This window comes from Arthrobacter sp. FB24, from assembly GCF_000196235.1.
Classification (GTDB): Bacteria; Actinomycetota; Actinomycetes; order Actinomycetales; family Micrococcaceae; genus Arthrobacter.
In genome coordinates this window covers 21,326-37,231 of sequence record NC_008541.1, presented here as the reverse complement: position 1 = coordinate 37,231, position 15,906 = coordinate 21,326, and the positions used below count along the sequence as shown (strand labels likewise).

The following is a 15,906-nucleotide window of genomic DNA, read 5'->3' as shown; positions in this document are numbered from 1 at the left end:
GAGCTTTACTCATCGCCGTCTTCGAACTCCCCAGCAACGTAATTTCGCCCGCTGGGTGCCGGCCTGCCTGCGGGTGGTCGCCCTACTCGTCAACCTGGGCGGCTTCGTGGCCCCGTTCGGCTTTTCGGCATCATTAAAGAACGGACGACGGCGGCGGGTCACCCGGACGACGACGGCGGGTCACCCGGACGACGACGGCGGGTCACCCGGACGACGATGGCGCCCGGCCGGACCTCCGCAGCATGGCCTCCTCCAGGAGCGCCACCACGGTGTAGAGGATGATCGAAACAAGGGTGATCACCACCACCGACGCCCACACCTCGTTGTTCCTTGCCCGGGACACGGCGGAGATGATGGCGTAACCGATTCCTTTGCCGGTGGCGAGCCACTCCGCCAGCAACGCGCCCGTGATCGCCCCCGGAATGGAGACCTTCACGGCCGTGAAGAACGCCGGCAGGGACGAGGGCAATGCAACCTTCAGCAGGGCCGTCCAGCGTGAGCCGCCGTAGACATCGATCACTTCGATCATGGCCGGGGACGCCGAGCGAAGCCCGAACACGATCGTCACCAGGGCTGGGAACAGCACCACGATCCCGCCGATGGCAGCAACCGCCGGTTCCTGGCGGCCGAAAATCAGGATGATGATGGGTGCCAGCGCCACGAGCGGAACCGAGCGCAGCAGCATGGCGACCGGCATCAGGGCATTCTCCACACCGCGGAACAACACGAACACACCGGCAATCACAACGGCTCCCACCATTCCCGCGGCGAACCCCAGGAATGAATCCACCATGGTTTGGCCGAGGTTCTGCAGGATGGCCTGCCGGTTAGCCTCCGCTGCCGGAACCGAGAACAGGAAGTTGAAAACATCCAGCGGTCCTTTGCCGACGAACGGCGAGATGTTGAAGACCTTCAACAACGCCACCCACAGCAGCAGCACCACGGCCAGGGAAACCAGCAGGCCGACGACCGCGCGCCCCGCGTCTTTCAGCGCGGCCAGGACAGCCGCGGATCCCGGCATCATGCTGCCGCCCGGCGTCCGGAGGACCACGGCGTAATGAATCGTGCCAGCAGCGCAAACACGCCATAGCCGGCGCCGGCAAGCAGCCCCGCCACCAGGGCAACTCCCCACGCCCTGGCAATTTCGAGGTTCTGTTGCGCATTGACCAGCGCCGGGCCGATCCCGCGGTCCACGCCGCCCACATATTCGCCCAGCACGGCGCCCAGCACGGCGGCCGGAACGGCGATTTTCAGCGCGTTCAGGATTCCGGGCAGGGCGGAGATGAGCTGTACCTTGACCAACTGCTTCAGCCGTCCTCCGCCGTAGACGGCGACGAGGTCCAGGCTTGCCCTGTCGGCGCTCTTGAGCGCGGCCAGCGCACCCACCACGGTGGTGAAGAAAACCGAGATGCCCGCCAGCAGGACGGCCGTGCCCGAGGATTCCCCCCGCGCGGGCGAGCCGATAACGATGAAGGCCAGCGGACCGATGGCAACGATGGGCAGGCAATAGCTGATCACCGCCAGCTGGGTAATCAGCCGTTCCAGGGACGGAAGCACCAGGACACTCGCGGACAACAGCAGCGCGCCGGCGTTCCCCCACAGATATCCCGCGGAAGCCTCCGCCATTGTCACGGCCAGGTTGGGCCAGTAAAACCCGACGCCGTCACTCGCCAGCTGTCCCAAAACTTCCGGCGGCGTCGGAACGGCGCCGCCGGAACCGTCCGCACTGGCACCCACTCCGGAAAGCACCGTCGCGGCAGCTAACCACCAGAGCACAACGGTGGCCGCTACGCCGATCCCGGCCGCGGCCCACGGCGGCAGCGGCCGGGCCGCCGTCGTACTTAACAGGAACGACCCCGTCATGGTGATTCCACCTCCTCAAGGGGTGCACGGGCGCCGAAAAGGAGCTCGGATGCCCGGTCACACAGCGCATGGAACTCCGGGGTCCGCATCATTTCCGGGGTCCGCGGCCGGGGCAGGTCCACGGTGATGATCTCCTTGATCCGCCCCGGACGGGCGCTCATCACAGCCACCACATCGGAGAGGAACATGGCCTCCGCGATGCCATGGGTGACCATCAGGGTGGTGGCAGGCTTCTCCGTCCAGATCCGCAGCAGTTCCAGGTTCAGCCGCTGCCGGGTCATGTCGTCCAGCGCCCCGAACGGCTCATCAAGCAGCAGCACCGACGGCTTGAGCGCCAGGGCCCGGGCAATGGACACCCGCTGGCGCATGCCGCCGGACAGCTGGGCCGGCTTGGCCTTCTCGAAACCCTTCAGTCCGATCAGCTCCACCAGGTCGTCCACCACGGCGTGGTCAACCGGAAGACCGGCCACCTCAAACGGCAGCCGGATGTTGGACACCACGCTCCGCCACGGCAACAGCGCGGGATCCTGGAAGGCGATCCCCAGCTCGTGCCGCGTCCGCAGCTCGGCCGGTGTGTGACCGTCCACCCTCACGTCTCCGGTGGTGGGGGTTTCCAGCCCGGCAAGGATCCGCAGGATGGTGGACTTGCCGCATCCTGAGGGTCCCAGCAACGAAAGGAACGTCCCCTTGGAAGTCATCAGGTTGGCATCTTCCAGCGCCACCACGCTCTTCCTGCCCATCCGGAAGCTCTTACCCAGGTGCCTGAGCGATATGCCGGTTCCGGAAAGCAGTCCCCCGGCCACGGCCTCCGTGCTCACGTCAGTCATGCGCCCTACTTCAGGTCCGGGTTCTCGGCATAGACCTCGTCGAGGAGGCTCAGGTCAAAGATCGCGTCCGCGGTGGTGTCGTAGCCGGCGAGCTTGAGGATCTCGATGTTCTTGTCCATGAGCTCCTTGGATACCGTGAACAGGCCGTTGCCTTCCGTCTCCGGTGTGGCGATGAGCTTGGTGTTCTGGGCTTCCGCCTGGCCCTTTTCCTTGGCCATGGTCAGGCCCAGCTCCTTGCCATAGACCTCGACGGCGAGCCGTGCAGACTCATCGGGATCGGCCAGGGCGTCTTTCCAGCCCTTGATGGTCGCCGCCAGGAAGGCCTTCAACTCCGGCCTCTTGTCCTTGATGGACTCGTCCGTGACCACGAAGCTCTCGGCAACGAAGGGCAGGCCGTTATCCGCAAACGGCAGGACCGCCGTCTTGTGTCCGCCCAGTTCAAGGGTGAGCACTTCATTGGTCAGGTACGCGAAGAACCCCTCGACGTCGCCGTTCAGCAACGGCTGCGGATCGTATTGCACCGGTACCTTGGTGACCTTCGTGGGGTCGATCTTGTTGACTTCCAGGAGGGCATCGAACAGCGTTTCGTTCACGCCTGCCTGCACGCCGATCTTCTTGCCCACGAGGTCCTGCGGTGCAGTGATCGAGTTGGCGGCCAGCGAAACGATGGTGAACGGGTTCTTCTGGTAGGTGGAACCAATGATCTTCAGCGGCGCTCCCTCGTTGAGCACCACCGGGGCCACACCCACGGGCGACGACGTGCCCACCAGGGCCTTCCCGGAGAGGACCATGGTCTCCGCCGAAGCCCCTCCCGGGCCGCCCGCGATCAGGTTGACGGCGCTGAAGCCAGCGTCCTTGTAATAGCCCTTGCTGTCGGCAAAGTACTCGCCGGCGAACTCCGCGTTCTTCAGCCAAGACAACTGGACCTCGAGTGTGCCGAAATCGGCAGCCGCCCCTGAACCCGTGCCAGAGGCAGCCGGGGCAGCGGATCCTGATCCTCCCCTGCAGCCGGTCAGCGCCACAAGCGCCGCCGATGAAAACCCTGCCAGCACCATCCGCCGCGATGGGCGCAGGGCGCCTTTTTCCGAACTGAAAGCCGTCATTCTTCTTCTCCAAATCGGGAGGCGGTCAGGTATGCAGGCGGCCTCGCAGGCCGTCAGGCTCCGACACTATGGAACGGTTGTTTCAGGAATCAGCCCGAGCCGTTTCAGAGAAGTTAACTGTCGTTTAGGGGCGCTGGTCCGGCGGGCGGGTTGACGGGCCCGTCAAAGAGTGACGCGTTAAAGCAGAAGAGCCCCGGTCCTAAGACCGGAGCTCTTCATTTGCGTGCGCGAGGGGGGATTTGAACCCCCACGCCCTTTCGGACACTGGCACCTGAAGCCAGCGCGTCTGCCGTTCCGCCACTCGCGCGCAACTTCTTTCACCCGACAGGAGCCCGTTTTCCGGACTGCCAGCCTCGTAAAAGCAGCGAGATCAAGCATAACGGACAACCACGGCAAAACACCAATCGGGCTCTGCGGCTGCCCCTGCGGGCCAAATCGTTCCCCGCACCGTCCCCCCGGGATATGCCCCTGGAACGGCACCGTCCGCCCCGGACCGGGCCCGGCTGATGCGAACTATTCTCCCCGCCCCGGCGTTGTGCATTAAGGTCATTCACAGCCCCGCCCAGTAGTATCAGATGTAGGAGTGCCCGTCCCCGGCGCACTCCCGGCTGTGTTTTGAACTGAGTTCCGAATCGTGTGCTGCCCCGCAGCCGTCAGGAGAGGAGAGGTGCCATGGGAATGCTGGACAAAGTCGAGCGCGGCATCGAAAAGGCCGTCCGCGGTGTCTTCTCCACCGGCTCGCGGGCCCAGGTTGAGCCTGTGGAAATCGCCAGCCGGCTCCGCCGGGAGGTGGACCACAAGGCCATCACCATCGCCGCCGGGCGCACCCTCGCACCAAATGTGTTTGATGTCCGCCTCAGCGAAGACGACTTCAAGCGCGCCCAGGAGTGGGGCACGCCCCTGGCCGAAGAACTCTGCGATGTGGTGATCAACCACGTACGCAGCCAGGGCTACACGCTTCAGGGTTCAGTCCGCATTTCCTTCCGGCGCGATAGCGAAATCCGCGCCGGCGATTTCGAAATCGACTCAAGGACGGAAAAGGCCTCAGGTTCCGCAGCAGCCCCGCCCTTGCCGCGCAACAACGTGCCCGCTGCGCCCAGCCGCCAGCCTGTACGGCTTCAGCCGGTCCTGGACATTGACGGCCAGCGCTACTCGCTGAACGCCGCGTCCATCGTGCTGGGCCGCTCCTCGGAGGCGGACATCCTGGTGGACGATACCGGGGTCTCGCGCCGCCACCTCGAAATCCGCACCACCAACGGCACTACGGAGGCCGTCGACCTGGGATCCACCAACGGCAGCTACGTCAACGGACGCAAGGTCGTCGGCAGCGTCGACCTCACTGACGGCTCCACCATCACGATGGGACGGACCAAAATCATCTTCCGCCTTTTGCCCGCCAACTCCGGTGGCCGCCCGTGAGCGAACTGACTATTACGGCACTGCGATTCGGGTTTCTCCTGCTGCTCTGGGTCCTCATCTTCAGCATCGTGTCGGCAATGCGCCGGGACCTGATGATCGGCAGGAAAGCCGCAATGGGCGCTCCCACCGCCCGCCAGGTACGCAAGCATCCTGAACTGGCCGAAACCGCACCGCCGCCCGCGAAGCAGCAGGCCCGCCAGCTGGTTGTGACGGAAGGTCCGCTCAAAGGCCACACCATTCCCCTGGCAGACAGCCCCATCCTTCTTGGCCGCGCCCAGGAGGCCACGCTGGTCCTGGAGGACGACTACGCCTCCGGCCGGCACGCCCGGCTCTTCCCGCAGGGCAGCCGCTGGTTCATCGAGGATCTTGGCTCGACCAACGGCACGTACCTGGCCAATCAGCAGCTCACCCGAGCCCTCCCGGTGGAGCTCGGTGTCCCCGTGAGAATCGGCAAGACGGTCATCGAATTGAGGCCATAGCCGTGGCCGTCCCGGAAATTCCCGCCGACAAGGGCTCCACCCCTACGCGGCCGCTCATCATGCGCTACGCCGCCCGCTCGGACGTGGGACGAATCCGAGCCAAAAACGACGACTCCGCCTACGTCGGACGCCATCTGGCCATCGTGGCGGACGGCATGGGCGGCCACGCCGGTGGCGACGTGGCTTCCGCAGCGACCGTCCTGGACATGCTCCACCTGGACCACGGTCACTACGACGGCGATGCCGGCACCGTGCTGGCGGACGAGATCCAAACCGCAAACTCCCTCCTGTCTGAACTGGTCCACATCAATCCAAAGCTCGCAGGCATGGGGACCACCGTCACGGCGCTGCTCCTGGCCGAAGGCAAACTCCACTTCGCCCACATCGGCGACTCCCGCGCCTACCGGCTCCGCAACGGCGAATTCAAGCAGATCAGCGTGGACCACACCTTTGTGCAGCGGCTCATCGACGAAGGCCGGCTGCGCCCCGAGGAAGCGGAAACCCATCCGCACAAGAATGTGCTGATGCGGGTCCTGGGCGATGTGGACGCCAGCCCGGAGCTCGACCTGGCCACGCTTGACGTCGAACCCGGCGAACGGTGGCTGCTCTGCTCGGACGGCCTGAACTACGTTGCGGGGCACGTCGTGGAACGCACGGTCCGTGAGACCAAGGACCTGCGCGAATGCGTCGAAACGCTCGTGGACCTCACCCTTGAAGCCGGCGCACCGGACAACGTCACGGTTGTGATGCTTGAAATCGCGGAACAAACCCCCGACGACGTCCGTACAGCCGCCGTCGAGATCGTCCCGCCCCTTGCCGGGGCGGAGGAGGCGGCCAAGGCTTCCACTCCCGTCGCTCCGGCCAAGTCTCCTTCCGCACTTCCGCAGGACGCCAAGCCGAAGGCTGCCGAAGACAAGGGCAGCAGCGACTCCGGCGGAGAAGACGCCGGCACCGGGCCGGCATCCAAGCCGGGCGAGCCAACCACGACGACGGACCCTCACCTGGGCGAGCATCTCTCTGCCGCCGTCCTCCGCGAAGAACTTTCCACACGTCCCCACGAGTTGGTCGGCGCAGCCGCCGCCGCTGCCGAATCCGGGTCCATTCCCACGATTGCCGGCCGCACCGTCGCACGCCGTGCCGCGACCGTCCTTACCCACAAATCGGATCAGGACCGCGAGGAAACCGACGAATACAAGCCCGCCGCCAAACCGCGCCGCTGGGTCACGATCGCCACGGCTGCGGCGCTGCTCGTCATCCTCAGCGTTGGGCTGTGGCTCGGATATGCCTGGACCCAGACGCGTTACTACATCGGCGAATACGATTCGCGGGTTGCCATCTACAACGGTGTCTCCCAGCGCCTGGGACCTATCCAGCTCTCAACGCTGGAAACCGTAACGGACATCCGCATGTCCGACCTTCCGGAGTTCTCGCAGCAGCGGGTCCGCCAGACCGTGCCGGCACGCGACCTTTACGACGCACAGCGGATCGTCAAGAACCTCGACCTGACCGGGACGACGTCGCCTGCGGAGGATTGCCCTAGCGCCTCCGCCACGCCCACGGCCTCCCCAACCGCTTCGGGCGCCGCGCCGGCGCCCGGCGGCACGGCTGCACCCCCCGGATCACCGACGAAGTCCGCTACCCCCAGCCCGTCCACCAACGCTTGTGAGGAGGCCAAGTGACACAGATTGAGCCCACCCCCAAGCCGCGGAGGAACACCGAGCTGGCGCTGCTGATCCTTGCCCTGGCCGTGGGCATCGGCGCCAATGCCCTGGTGGGCGTGGACCAGGAAAAAGCTTTTGACCAGGATTTCTGGTTCCAGTCCAGCCTGCTCGCTGCCGCCGCCCTTATCTTCCACATCGTGCTGCGGATCCGTGCTAAGTATGCCGATCCGGTAATACTTCCGCTGGTGGTCGCACTGAACGGGCTGGGCCTGGCCATGATCCATCGCCTGGACGCTCCGGGGGACGATACCGGCAACAATCAGCTCCGCTGGACCCTGATTGCCATGGCCGTGGCCATCGCGGTCATCTGGTTCCTCAAAGACCACCGGATTCTCCGGCGGTTTACGTTCATTTCCCTGGCCGCCAGCGCGCTCCTGCTGATCCTGCCACTGATCCCGGGCATTTCGGCCGGTGAAATCCTCGGCGCGCGTGTCTGGATCAAGCTGGGCCCCATGACCTTCCAGCCTGGCGAAATCGCCAAGATTACATTGGCCATATTCTTCGCCGGGTATCTTTCCTCCAACCGGGACCTGATTCTCCTCGCAGGCCGCAAACTAGGCCCGTTGCAGTTCCCCCGGGTCAAGGACATGGGTCCGATGATCACCGCCTGGCTGGTGAGCATCGGAGTGCTGATCTTCCAGCGGGACCTCGGGTCCTCCGTGCTGTTCTTCGGCCTCTTCATTGTGATGATCTACGTGGCCACGAGCCGGATCAGCTGGGTAGTGATCGGTGTGGCCCTGATCCTGGGCGGCGGATATGTGGCGTCCAAGGTTTTCTCCCACGTTGGCCTCCGCATCGACGGGTGGCTGAACGCCTTCACGGACGAGGTCTACGGGCGCCAGTTCGGCGGTAGCTTCCAGATTGTGGAAGGCCTGTTTGGCATGGCCAACGGCGGCCTCGTGGGCACCGGCCTTGGCCAAGGACGACCGAACCTCGTTCCATTTGCCAACAGCGACATGATTATCGCCTCCTTCGGCGAGGAACTCGGCCTGATCGGGCTCTTCGCGATCGTGCTGATGTACCTACTGTTGTTTACCCGCGGGTTCCGGGCCGCGCTGGGCACGCGGGACGCCTTCGGGAAGCTGCTGGCCTGCGGCCTGTCCTTCGCCATTGCACTCCAGTGCTTCGTGGTGATTGGCGGCGTAACGCGGCTGATTCCGCTGACCGGACTCACCACGCCCTTCCTGGCAGCAGGCGGATCCTCGCTGCTGGCCAACTGGATCATCGTTGGCTTGCTCCTGATGATTTCGCACACCGCACGCGGCCCGGTGGACACCACTCCCATGCCGCAGGGTGCCGCGCCCGGCGAACAGAAGCCTGTTCCGCCTTCTCCGCCGCGTCCGGCCAAGCAGCCCGGCCGGCAGCCCCCGTCCGCCCAACCCGACGCGCCAACTGAAGCGGTGAAACAACTATGAACCACGCCATCCGGAATTCATGGATCGCCGCTGTAGCCATGTTCGCGCTGATCTTCGGCGCCCTCAGCTATGTGCAGGTGGTGGGTGCCGACGAACTGCAGGCCAACCCCTGGAACAAGCGCGCCATCCTGCAGAACTACTGCAACGACCGCGGAGCCATCATTGTGGGCGGGAAACCCATCGCGCAGTCCGTTCCCGCCTCGGAAAGCTGCAAGTTCCAGCGGACCTACACGGAGCCTGAACTGTACGCCGGCATCACGGGGTACTTTTCCAAGAACTACGGCGTCACCGGGCTGGAAAGTGCGCTCAACGAGCAGCTGGCCGGCAGCTCTGACCAGCTCTTCCTGGACCGCGTGGGCCAGCTTTTCCTCGGCAACCAGCCCAAGGGCGCCTCCGTGGAACTCACCTTGGACCCTGCCATCCAGAAGCTCGCCTACGACCTGATTCCGGACGGTCAGCGCGGCTCCATCGTGGTGACGAACCCGAAAACGGGTGACATCCTGGCCATGGTCTCCAAGCCGTCCTACGATCCCAACCTGATCGCGACCCAGGACGCGGCCGCGGAGGCGGCGAACTTCAACGAACTGAACAAGATTCCGGGGATCAACCTGAACCCGAACGTCAGCGGCCCCACCGGTGCGCTCCTGGCGCCCGGCTCGGTGTTCAAGCTCGTGGATACGGCCGCCGCACTCAGCTCGGGCAAGTACAACAAGGACAGTGAGCTGCCCAACCCCGCCGAGATGAGCTTCCCCGGGATCCAGTACAAGCTGCCGAACTACGCCGGGGGCAACTGCTACACCCAGACCACGGCGAGCTTCGCTTTCGCGCTGCAGCAGTCCTGCAACACACCGTTCGCTTCCATCGCCCGGGACCTGGGCCAAAAGGCGATCGCCGACCAGGCCGCGAAGTTCGGCTTCGGGGAGGATCTGGGCGACCAGCTGAAACTCGATTACGCGAAGAGGGCGTTCCCGGAGGAGGAGCTGGACCCGGCAGGGCTCGCCCAGTCCGCGATCGGCCAGCGCGACGTCCGGGCTACTCCGCTGCTGATAGCGCTGATGACGTCCGCCATCGCCAACGGCGGGGTCCAGATGCGGCCCAACCTGATCAAGACCGTGAGGTCCCCGGACCTGAGGGTCATCAGCGAACCGAAACCAGAGGTTCTCCGGACCTCCACCAGCCCGGAGATTTCCCGGCAGATCACGGAGTGGATGACCGGTGTGGTCAGTGAGGGCATCGGCCGCGGGGCGGCCGTACCTGGCGTCCAGGTGGCCGGCAAGACCGGCACTGCCGAGCTGGGAACCGACGGCTTGAACAATTCATGGTTTACCGGGTTCGCCCCGGCCAACGACCCCCAGGTGTCGGTGACCATCGTCATGCAGGGCGTGGACATCACCACCGGTGCACAGCTAACCAGTCCGAACGCGAAGAAGATTTTTGAGGCGGTGTTGAATAAGTGAGGCCTACATCAGGAATCACCCTCGGCGGGAGATTCCAGCTGACCACGCGTATTGCGATTGGCGGGATGGGAGAAGTCTGGAAGGCCAAGGACCTTATCCTTGGCCGGATTGTCGCCATCAAGGTGCTCAAAGAGGAGTACACGGGCGATCCCGGGTTCCTCCAGCGCTTCCGTGCGGAGGCGCGCCACACGGCGTTGCTGAACCATGTGGGCATCGCCAACGTCTTTGACTACGGCGAAGAGGAGGGATCGGCGTACCTGGTGATGGAGCTGGTCCCGGGCCAGCCCCTGAGCAGCATCATCGAACACGAACAGGTCCTCTCCCCGGACAGGACGCTGTCCATGATCGCCCAGACCGCCCGGGCCCTTTCGGTGGCCCACTCACAGGGCCTGGTGCACCGCGACATCAAGCCCGGCAACCTGCTGATCACTCCGGACGGCCGCGTCAAGGTCACCGACTTCGGCATCGCCCGGCTGGCGGACCAGGTCCCGCTGACCCAGACCGGGCAGGTCATGGGCACGGCCCAGTACCTCGCGCCGGAGCAGGCCACGGGCCAGACCGCCACCGGCGCCTCGGACATTTACTCGCTCGGCGTCATCGGCTACGAGTGCCTTACGGGTCACCGCCCGTTCTCCGGCGAATCGCAGATCGCCATTGCCCTTGCCCAGGTCAATGACGCACCGCCGCCGCTGCCGGAAACGCTGCCGACGCCGGTGCGTGCCCTCCTGATGTCCATGCTCGCCAAGGATCCCAAGAACCGCCCGGCCAACGCCATCAAGCTGTCCGAGGCAGCGGAAGCCATCCGCAACGGCGACATCGCCGCCGCGCACGCCGCCGTTCCCGGAATGCTGCTTTTCGAAGCGGCCACGGGACCGATCACCGCGCCGGTGGACATTCCCACCGCCGCCACCGGCGTCATCGAATCACCCGAAAAGGACAAATCGACGACGGCGACGTCCGCACTCCCGGTGGTCGGTGCTGCGGGCGCCGGCGCAGCGGCAGGGCTTGCAGCAGGGGCCGCGGCCGGGGCAAGCGGTCCGGGCAGCACACTGTCACGTGCTGACGCCCTGGCTGCCCAGCGCAGCTGGGACCAGGAAGAGGAGCAGGACCGCTACGACGAACCGGTGGACGAGCCGCAGCGCCGGGGCCGTAGCCCTTGGACGTGGCCGCTCATCGCCCTTATCGTGCTCGTCCTCTTCGCACTGGCGGGTATCCTGCTGACCCAGGCAGGCATCTTCTCCCCGTCCGGCCCTGTCGAATCTTCGGCCACGTCGAGCAGCGCGAAGCCCAGCAGCAGCAGCGCCTCACCGACGTCCACTTCGGCGAGCCCCACACCCAGCAGCGCAAGTCCCACGCCCACTCCCACGCAGTCGACTCCTGAAACCATCAACCTGATCCCTGATGCCTACCTGGGCCAGCCGTACAACACGGTCCGCAGCCAGCTCGTCGGCCTGGGATTGACCGTCAAGGGCGACCCGGTCTTCAGTGACGCAGCGCAGGGTACGGTCACCAACATCGAGCCTTCCGGCCCGGTAGCCCCGGGCGAGACGATCACGGTCACTTATTCGAAGGGCCCGGACCCGAGCCAGGAGTCTTCGGTGCCCGCGATCGGCGTTGGCAGTTCCGAGGCCCAGGCACAGAAAGCGATCGAAGACGCCGGATTGCGCTGGGTAAAGGGAGCAGATGTGCCCGGCAGCGCCGGGCAAAAGGCCGGGACCTTCGTTAGTTCAGAGCCGGGCGCCGGACAAAAGGTGCCCGCCGGATCCGTGGTGACCTACCACCTCGCGGCTGAACCCGTGCCCACTCCAAGCACGTCGACGACGAACTAAGGCTCACCGTGCCGAACTCACCCCGTCTCCCGTCGCACAGAGAGGACAGCCTCCCAGTGAACACCCAGCGCGTCCTCAACGGACGGTACGAACTCGGTGAGCTGATCGGCCGCGGCGGTATGGCGGACGTCCACCGGGGCCTGGACACCCGACTGGGCCGGACAGTGGCCATCAAGCTGCTGCGACCGGACCTTGCCCGGGATCCACAGTTCCAGGCGCGGTTCAAGCGCGAAGCCCAGGCCGTGGCCGCGTTGAACCATCCTTCGATCGTTGCCATCTACGACACGGGGGACCACGCAGTGCCGGGCGGTCCCGAGGACACTGTCCGTGTGCCGTACATCGTGATGGAATTCGTGTCCGGAAAGACCCTGAGGGATCTCATCCGTGCGAAGGAAGTCAGCATCGACCACGCCATCGACTTCACGCTCGGCGTGCTCTCCGCCCTCGAGTACAGCCACCGGGCGGGAATCGTACACCGGGATATCAAGCCCGCCAACGTGATGTTCTGCGAAGACTCGGACACCATCAAAGTCATGGATTTCGGGATTGCCCGGGCCATGGCCGATTCGTCCGCCACCATGACCCAGACCCAGGCGGTCGTGGGCACGGCGCAGTATCTCTCTCCGGAACAGGCCCGCGGTGAAACTGTGGACGCCCGGAGTGATCTCTACTCCGCGGCGTGCCTGCTGTACGAAATGCTGACGGGAAGGCCCCCGTTCATCGGTGACAGTCCCGTATCAGTCGCCTACCAGCACGTCCGCGAGATTCCGGAACCGGCCAGCAGCCTCAACCCCGAGGTGTCAGAGGCCCTGGACAGCGTCCTTTCGAAGGCCCTGCAGAAGAACCGTGCTGACCGTTTCCAGGATGCGGCCGCATTCCAGCGGGCACTCCGGGCGGCCCGCAACGGCATCCCCGTGCCTGATGTGGCGGCGGGCGAGGCCCCGACAGATCCCAACAACACGGTCCCGGCCGGGGAACGGACGGCCCTCGCCGCGCCTTACTCGCTGACGGGGGCAAGCTTCCTCGATGATTCACCGAGCGGCCGGCTGCGGCCCGTCCATGACACCCTTGGCGACGACCAGGCGATTCCGGCGCAGGTTTATGAGCCCTCGGAATCCAGTGATCTTCCCCTCGGGTTTCCGCCGGAACGTGAGCGCACCCCGCGGCAGAAATCCCGCCGTCGAACCTGGATTGCCACGTTGGTGATCTTCACCCTGCTGGTGCTGGCCGGCGGCGGCCTCTGGCTCTACAACATGATGAACCAGGCGCCCCCTCCGGTGGCGAAGGTAGAGGTGCCGGCCGTATCGTCGCTGACGGAGTCCGAGGCGCTTCAGCGGTTGTACAACGCCAGGCTGAGCCCGCAGATCACCAGGTTGCCGCACGACACCATCACCAAGGGCACGGCCATCGGCACGGTGCCGGCCGCCGGCACCGCCATGGAACCGGACTCGAAGGTAACCCTGAACATCTCCGACGGCCCGAGCGCCGTCAAAATCCCGGATGATCTGCCGGGGCGGACCGAAGCGGCGGCCCGGGACGTTCTTCGCCAGATCGGCCTCGCCGGCGCCCCCGGAACCACCATGGCCAACAGCGCCACCGTTCCCACCGGAATCGTGATCACCACCAAGCCGGCGCCGGGTCAGACCGTCGCAGTCGGAAGCACCGTGGAAATCGTGGTGTCCACCGGCAAGGTGGCCATGCCCGAACTCCGCGGGCTGCCCAGGGCGGAGGCGGAGACGGCACTCAAGAACCTGGGCCTTGGCATCGATGTGAAGGAAGTCGAAAACTCCGAAGTTGAACCGGGGAAGGTCACCGAGCAGAGCGACGCCGTCAACTCGCTGGTGGAGCAGGGCAAAACCATCTCCATTATCGTCGCCAAGGCGCCGGCGCCCAGCCCCAAGCCGACTCCAACGCCGACGCCCACGCCTACCGAGACGAGCCGGGACCGGGGATAGTAGGCCCGCCCTGTCGCCCGAGGAGTTTGCGCCTGAAAGGATAGGCGCGCCGCCCTCAGTGCTGGATGAGGGGACTCAGTTTGGCAGCGCGCTCGGCCGCGCCGGCCATGCCGAGTGATTCTAGCCAGTTGCCCAGCATCTGGTAACCACCCTCAGTGAGAACCGACTCCGGGTGGAATTGCACACCGCAGAGCGGTGCCTTCCGGTGCTGCAGGCCCATGATCACGCCGTTTGCCGTCTGGGCTGTGATCTCGAGGATGTCCGGGATGGTTTCGCGGACAGCGGCCAGGGAGTGGTATCGCGTGGCAGTGACAGGGGAGGGGAGTCCCGCGAAGACGCTGGCTCCTTCGTGCTCCACGAGGGAAGTCTTGCCGTGCATCAGCTCCGGGGCGTGCGTCACCGTGGCCCCGTAGGCTTCGGCCAGTGCCTGGTGGCCCAGGCAGACGCCGAACATCGGCTTGTCGTGGCTGCCGCACCACTTGATCAGATCAATGCAGACGCCGGCCTCCGCGGGGGTGCCGGGGCCCGGGGAGATGAGGACGCCGTCGCGCGCGTCAGCCATCTCGATTGCCTCAGCAAGGGTGACGTCGTCGTTGCGGACCACCGTTGTTTCGGCGCCGAGCTCCTGGAGGTAGCCCACCAGGGTGTAAACAAAGCTGTCGTAGTTGTCTACGACCAGGATCTTGGTGGTGCTCATTGTCGAGTTACTAAACCAATCGTTGAGTCGGTGAACTGGGTGAACTGTGACATCCAGGGGAAGAGGAACTGAACCATCAATACCAGCACGCCGGCCAGCAGCACCAGTGAGGTGGCAATCCTGAACCACAGCGGCCCGGGCAGGTGGCGGAAAATCCATCCGTACATGGCGTCAGCCCTTCCCGAGTGCCTTGGCCACCTGGGCCGCGATTTCTGCCGGCGGTCCAGCCGAGGCGGGCTGCCAGTGGTCCAGCAGTGAATAGGCAATGATGCGTTCCTGCGAGCCGAAGCGCGGATTGCAGCTGGTCATGGTGAGGTAAGCCTCCGTGGGCCGGGCGGCGGGCTGGGTGGGTACGGGGAGCAGCACATCCGTGGCCGACGGAAGGACGATCTGGTTGTTCCTGAAGACGTAGACATAAAACCCGTCCCTGGTCTGGACGTAGATCTTGTCCCCGGGAACCAGGGTGTGGATGTTGTCCAGGACCGCCCCGTGGGTCTGGCGATGGCCGGCCACAGCGAAGTTGCCGGTTGCCCCAGGCATCGCCGTGTCACTGTAGTGGCCAAGGCCCAGCGTATCGAGGACGTCCGTGGAAGTTCCCTGCACGATGGGCCGGGTGTAGTCCGCACCAAAACGGGGGATGTACATGATGCCGATGGTTTGGCCGTGTCCTGGCGCTTCGGCGACCCTCGGCGGACCGTAGTCGGTCGGGGTCGGGGCCGGTGTCGAGGCGTCAGGCGCATCGGATGCCGCGGGAGCTGCGGAACCGCCCAGTTCCTGGGCGAAATTTTTGATCGTCTCGCTCTGCTTCGCATCGGACTCCACATTGGTCCACCAGAGCTGCCATGCGACGAACAGGAGCAGGATGACTCCCACCGTGATCAGCAGTTCGCCAACGATCTGGACGACTATACGGAGAACCCCGACGCCGCGTGCCGGCACGGCAGCAGTCGTCTCCTTCTCCAGCAACACCACGTGGTCTCCTCAATTGGCTGCCTGGACTGGCGCCGGTGTGTTCTGAACTACAGCTAGAATTGGCTGCTAGTAAGAATTCAGACCTGACCAAAGGCGCCAACCCCGCCGGCATATTCCTTCCTGCAGGATATCAAGCCGGAGGCTCCGCCCTTGATTCAGCCCGACGAGG

At 65.2% G+C, this 15,906-nt stretch carries 14 protein-coding genes and 1 tRNA gene; 7 read left to right on the top strand and 8 right to left on the bottom strand.

The window, feature by feature from the left end; genetic code table 11:
• Nucleotides 1-202 precede the first annotated feature (202 nt).
• From ARTH_RS00175 to ARTH_RS00155, 5 genes are all read right to left on the bottom strand, one after another.
• Nucleotides 203-1,024: an ABC transporter permease gene (locus ARTH_RS00175; protein ID WP_011689901.1), complete on the bottom strand. Its 822-nt coding sequence runs from the start codon at nucleotides 1,022-1,024 to the stop codon at nucleotides 203-205.
• On the bottom strand, nucleotides 1,021-1,863 hold the full coding sequence (locus ARTH_RS00170; protein WP_011689900.1) for an ABC transporter permease: 843 nt from the start codon (nucleotides 1,861-1,863) through the stop codon (nucleotides 1,021-1,023). Before ARTH_RS00170 ends, ARTH_RS00175 begins: the two co-directional genes overlap by 4 nt.
• Nucleotides 1,860-2,690: an ABC transporter ATP-binding protein gene (locus ARTH_RS00165; RefSeq protein WP_043429174.1), complete on the bottom strand. Its 831-nt coding sequence runs from the start codon at nucleotides 2,688-2,690 to the stop codon at nucleotides 1,860-1,862. The genes ARTH_RS00170 and ARTH_RS00165 overlap by 4 nt, the downstream gene beginning before the upstream one ends.
• 5 nt (nucleotides 2,691-2,695) lie before the next feature.
• Nucleotides 2,696-3,793 carry an ABC transporter substrate-binding protein gene (locus ARTH_RS00160; RefSeq protein ID WP_011689898.1) on the bottom strand — a complete coding sequence of 366 codons (1,098 nt, stop codon included), beginning with the start codon at nucleotides 3,791-3,793 and terminating at the stop codon, nucleotides 2,696-2,698.
• Nucleotides 3,794-4,017: 224 nt separating this feature from the next.
• Nucleotides 4,018-4,100 (bottom strand) — tRNA-Leu (locus tag ARTH_RS00155).
• Nucleotides 4,101-4,465: 365 nt separating this feature from the next.
• Here ARTH_RS00155 and ARTH_RS00150 point away from each other — a divergent pair.
• From ARTH_RS00150 to pknB, 7 genes are read left to right on the top strand one after another with little or no spacing between them, the layout of a single operon-like run.
• Entirely contained in the window at nucleotides 4,466-5,212 is a 747-nt protein-coding gene (locus tag ARTH_RS00150; protein ID WP_011689897.1) for an FhaA domain-containing protein, read from the top strand.
• On the top strand, nucleotides 5,209-5,691 hold the full coding sequence (locus ARTH_RS00145; protein WP_011689896.1) for an FHA domain-containing protein FhaB/FipA: 483 nt from the start codon (nucleotides 5,209-5,211) through the stop codon (nucleotides 5,689-5,691). Before ARTH_RS00150 ends, ARTH_RS00145 begins: the two co-directional genes overlap by 4 nt.
• Before the next feature lie 2 nt (nucleotides 5,692-5,693).
• Complete coding sequence (locus tag ARTH_RS00140) at nucleotides 5,694-7,370, top strand: PP2C family protein-serine/threonine phosphatase (protein ID WP_011689895.1); 1,677 nt, start codon at nucleotides 5,694-5,696, stop codon at nucleotides 7,368-7,370.
• Nucleotides 7,367-8,827, top strand: coding sequence for an FtsW/RodA/SpoVE family cell cycle protein (locus tag ARTH_RS00135; protein WP_011689894.1), 1,461 nt, complete (start codon nucleotides 7,367-7,369; stop codon nucleotides 8,825-8,827). Before ARTH_RS00140 ends, ARTH_RS00135 begins: the two co-directional genes overlap by 4 nt.
• Complete coding sequence (locus ARTH_RS00130) at nucleotides 8,824-10,284, top strand: peptidoglycan D,D-transpeptidase FtsI family protein (protein ID WP_011689893.1); 1,461 nt, start codon at nucleotides 8,824-8,826, stop codon at nucleotides 10,282-10,284. Before ARTH_RS00135 ends, ARTH_RS00130 begins: the two co-directional genes overlap by 4 nt.
• Entirely contained in the window at nucleotides 10,281-12,113 is a 1,833-nt protein-coding gene (locus ARTH_RS00125; protein ID WP_011689892.1) for a protein kinase domain-containing protein, read from the top strand. Before ARTH_RS00130 ends, ARTH_RS00125 begins: the two co-directional genes overlap by 4 nt.
• An 8-nt stretch (nucleotides 12,114-12,121) precedes the next feature.
• A complete protein-coding gene (pknB, locus tag ARTH_RS00120) occupies nucleotides 12,122-14,068 on the top strand; it encodes a Stk1 family PASTA domain-containing Ser/Thr kinase (RefSeq protein ID WP_011689891.1) in 1,947 nt (648 codons plus the stop codon).
• 55 nt (nucleotides 14,069-14,123) lie between these two features.
• On the opposite strand, the gene ARTH_RS00115 is transcribed toward pknB, so the two are convergent.
• From ARTH_RS00115 to ARTH_RS00105, 3 genes are read right to left on the bottom strand one after another with little or no spacing between them, the layout of a single operon-like run.
• Entirely contained in the window at nucleotides 14,124-14,765 is a 642-nt protein-coding gene (locus ARTH_RS00115; protein ID WP_011689890.1) for an aminodeoxychorismate/anthranilate synthase component II, read from the bottom strand.
• Nucleotides 14,762-14,932 carry a hypothetical protein gene (locus tag ARTH_RS24035; RefSeq protein WP_011689889.1) on the bottom strand — a complete coding sequence of 57 codons (171 nt, stop codon included), beginning with the start codon at nucleotides 14,930-14,932 and terminating at the stop codon, nucleotides 14,762-14,764. Before ARTH_RS24035 ends, ARTH_RS00115 begins: the two co-directional genes overlap by 4 nt.
• A gap of 4 nt (nucleotides 14,933-14,936) precedes the next feature.
• Complete coding sequence (locus ARTH_RS00105; RefSeq protein ID WP_011689888.1) at nucleotides 14,937-15,737, bottom strand: class E sortase; 801 nt, start codon at nucleotides 15,735-15,737, stop codon at nucleotides 14,937-14,939.
• Nucleotides 15,738-15,906: the final 169 nt, after the last annotated feature.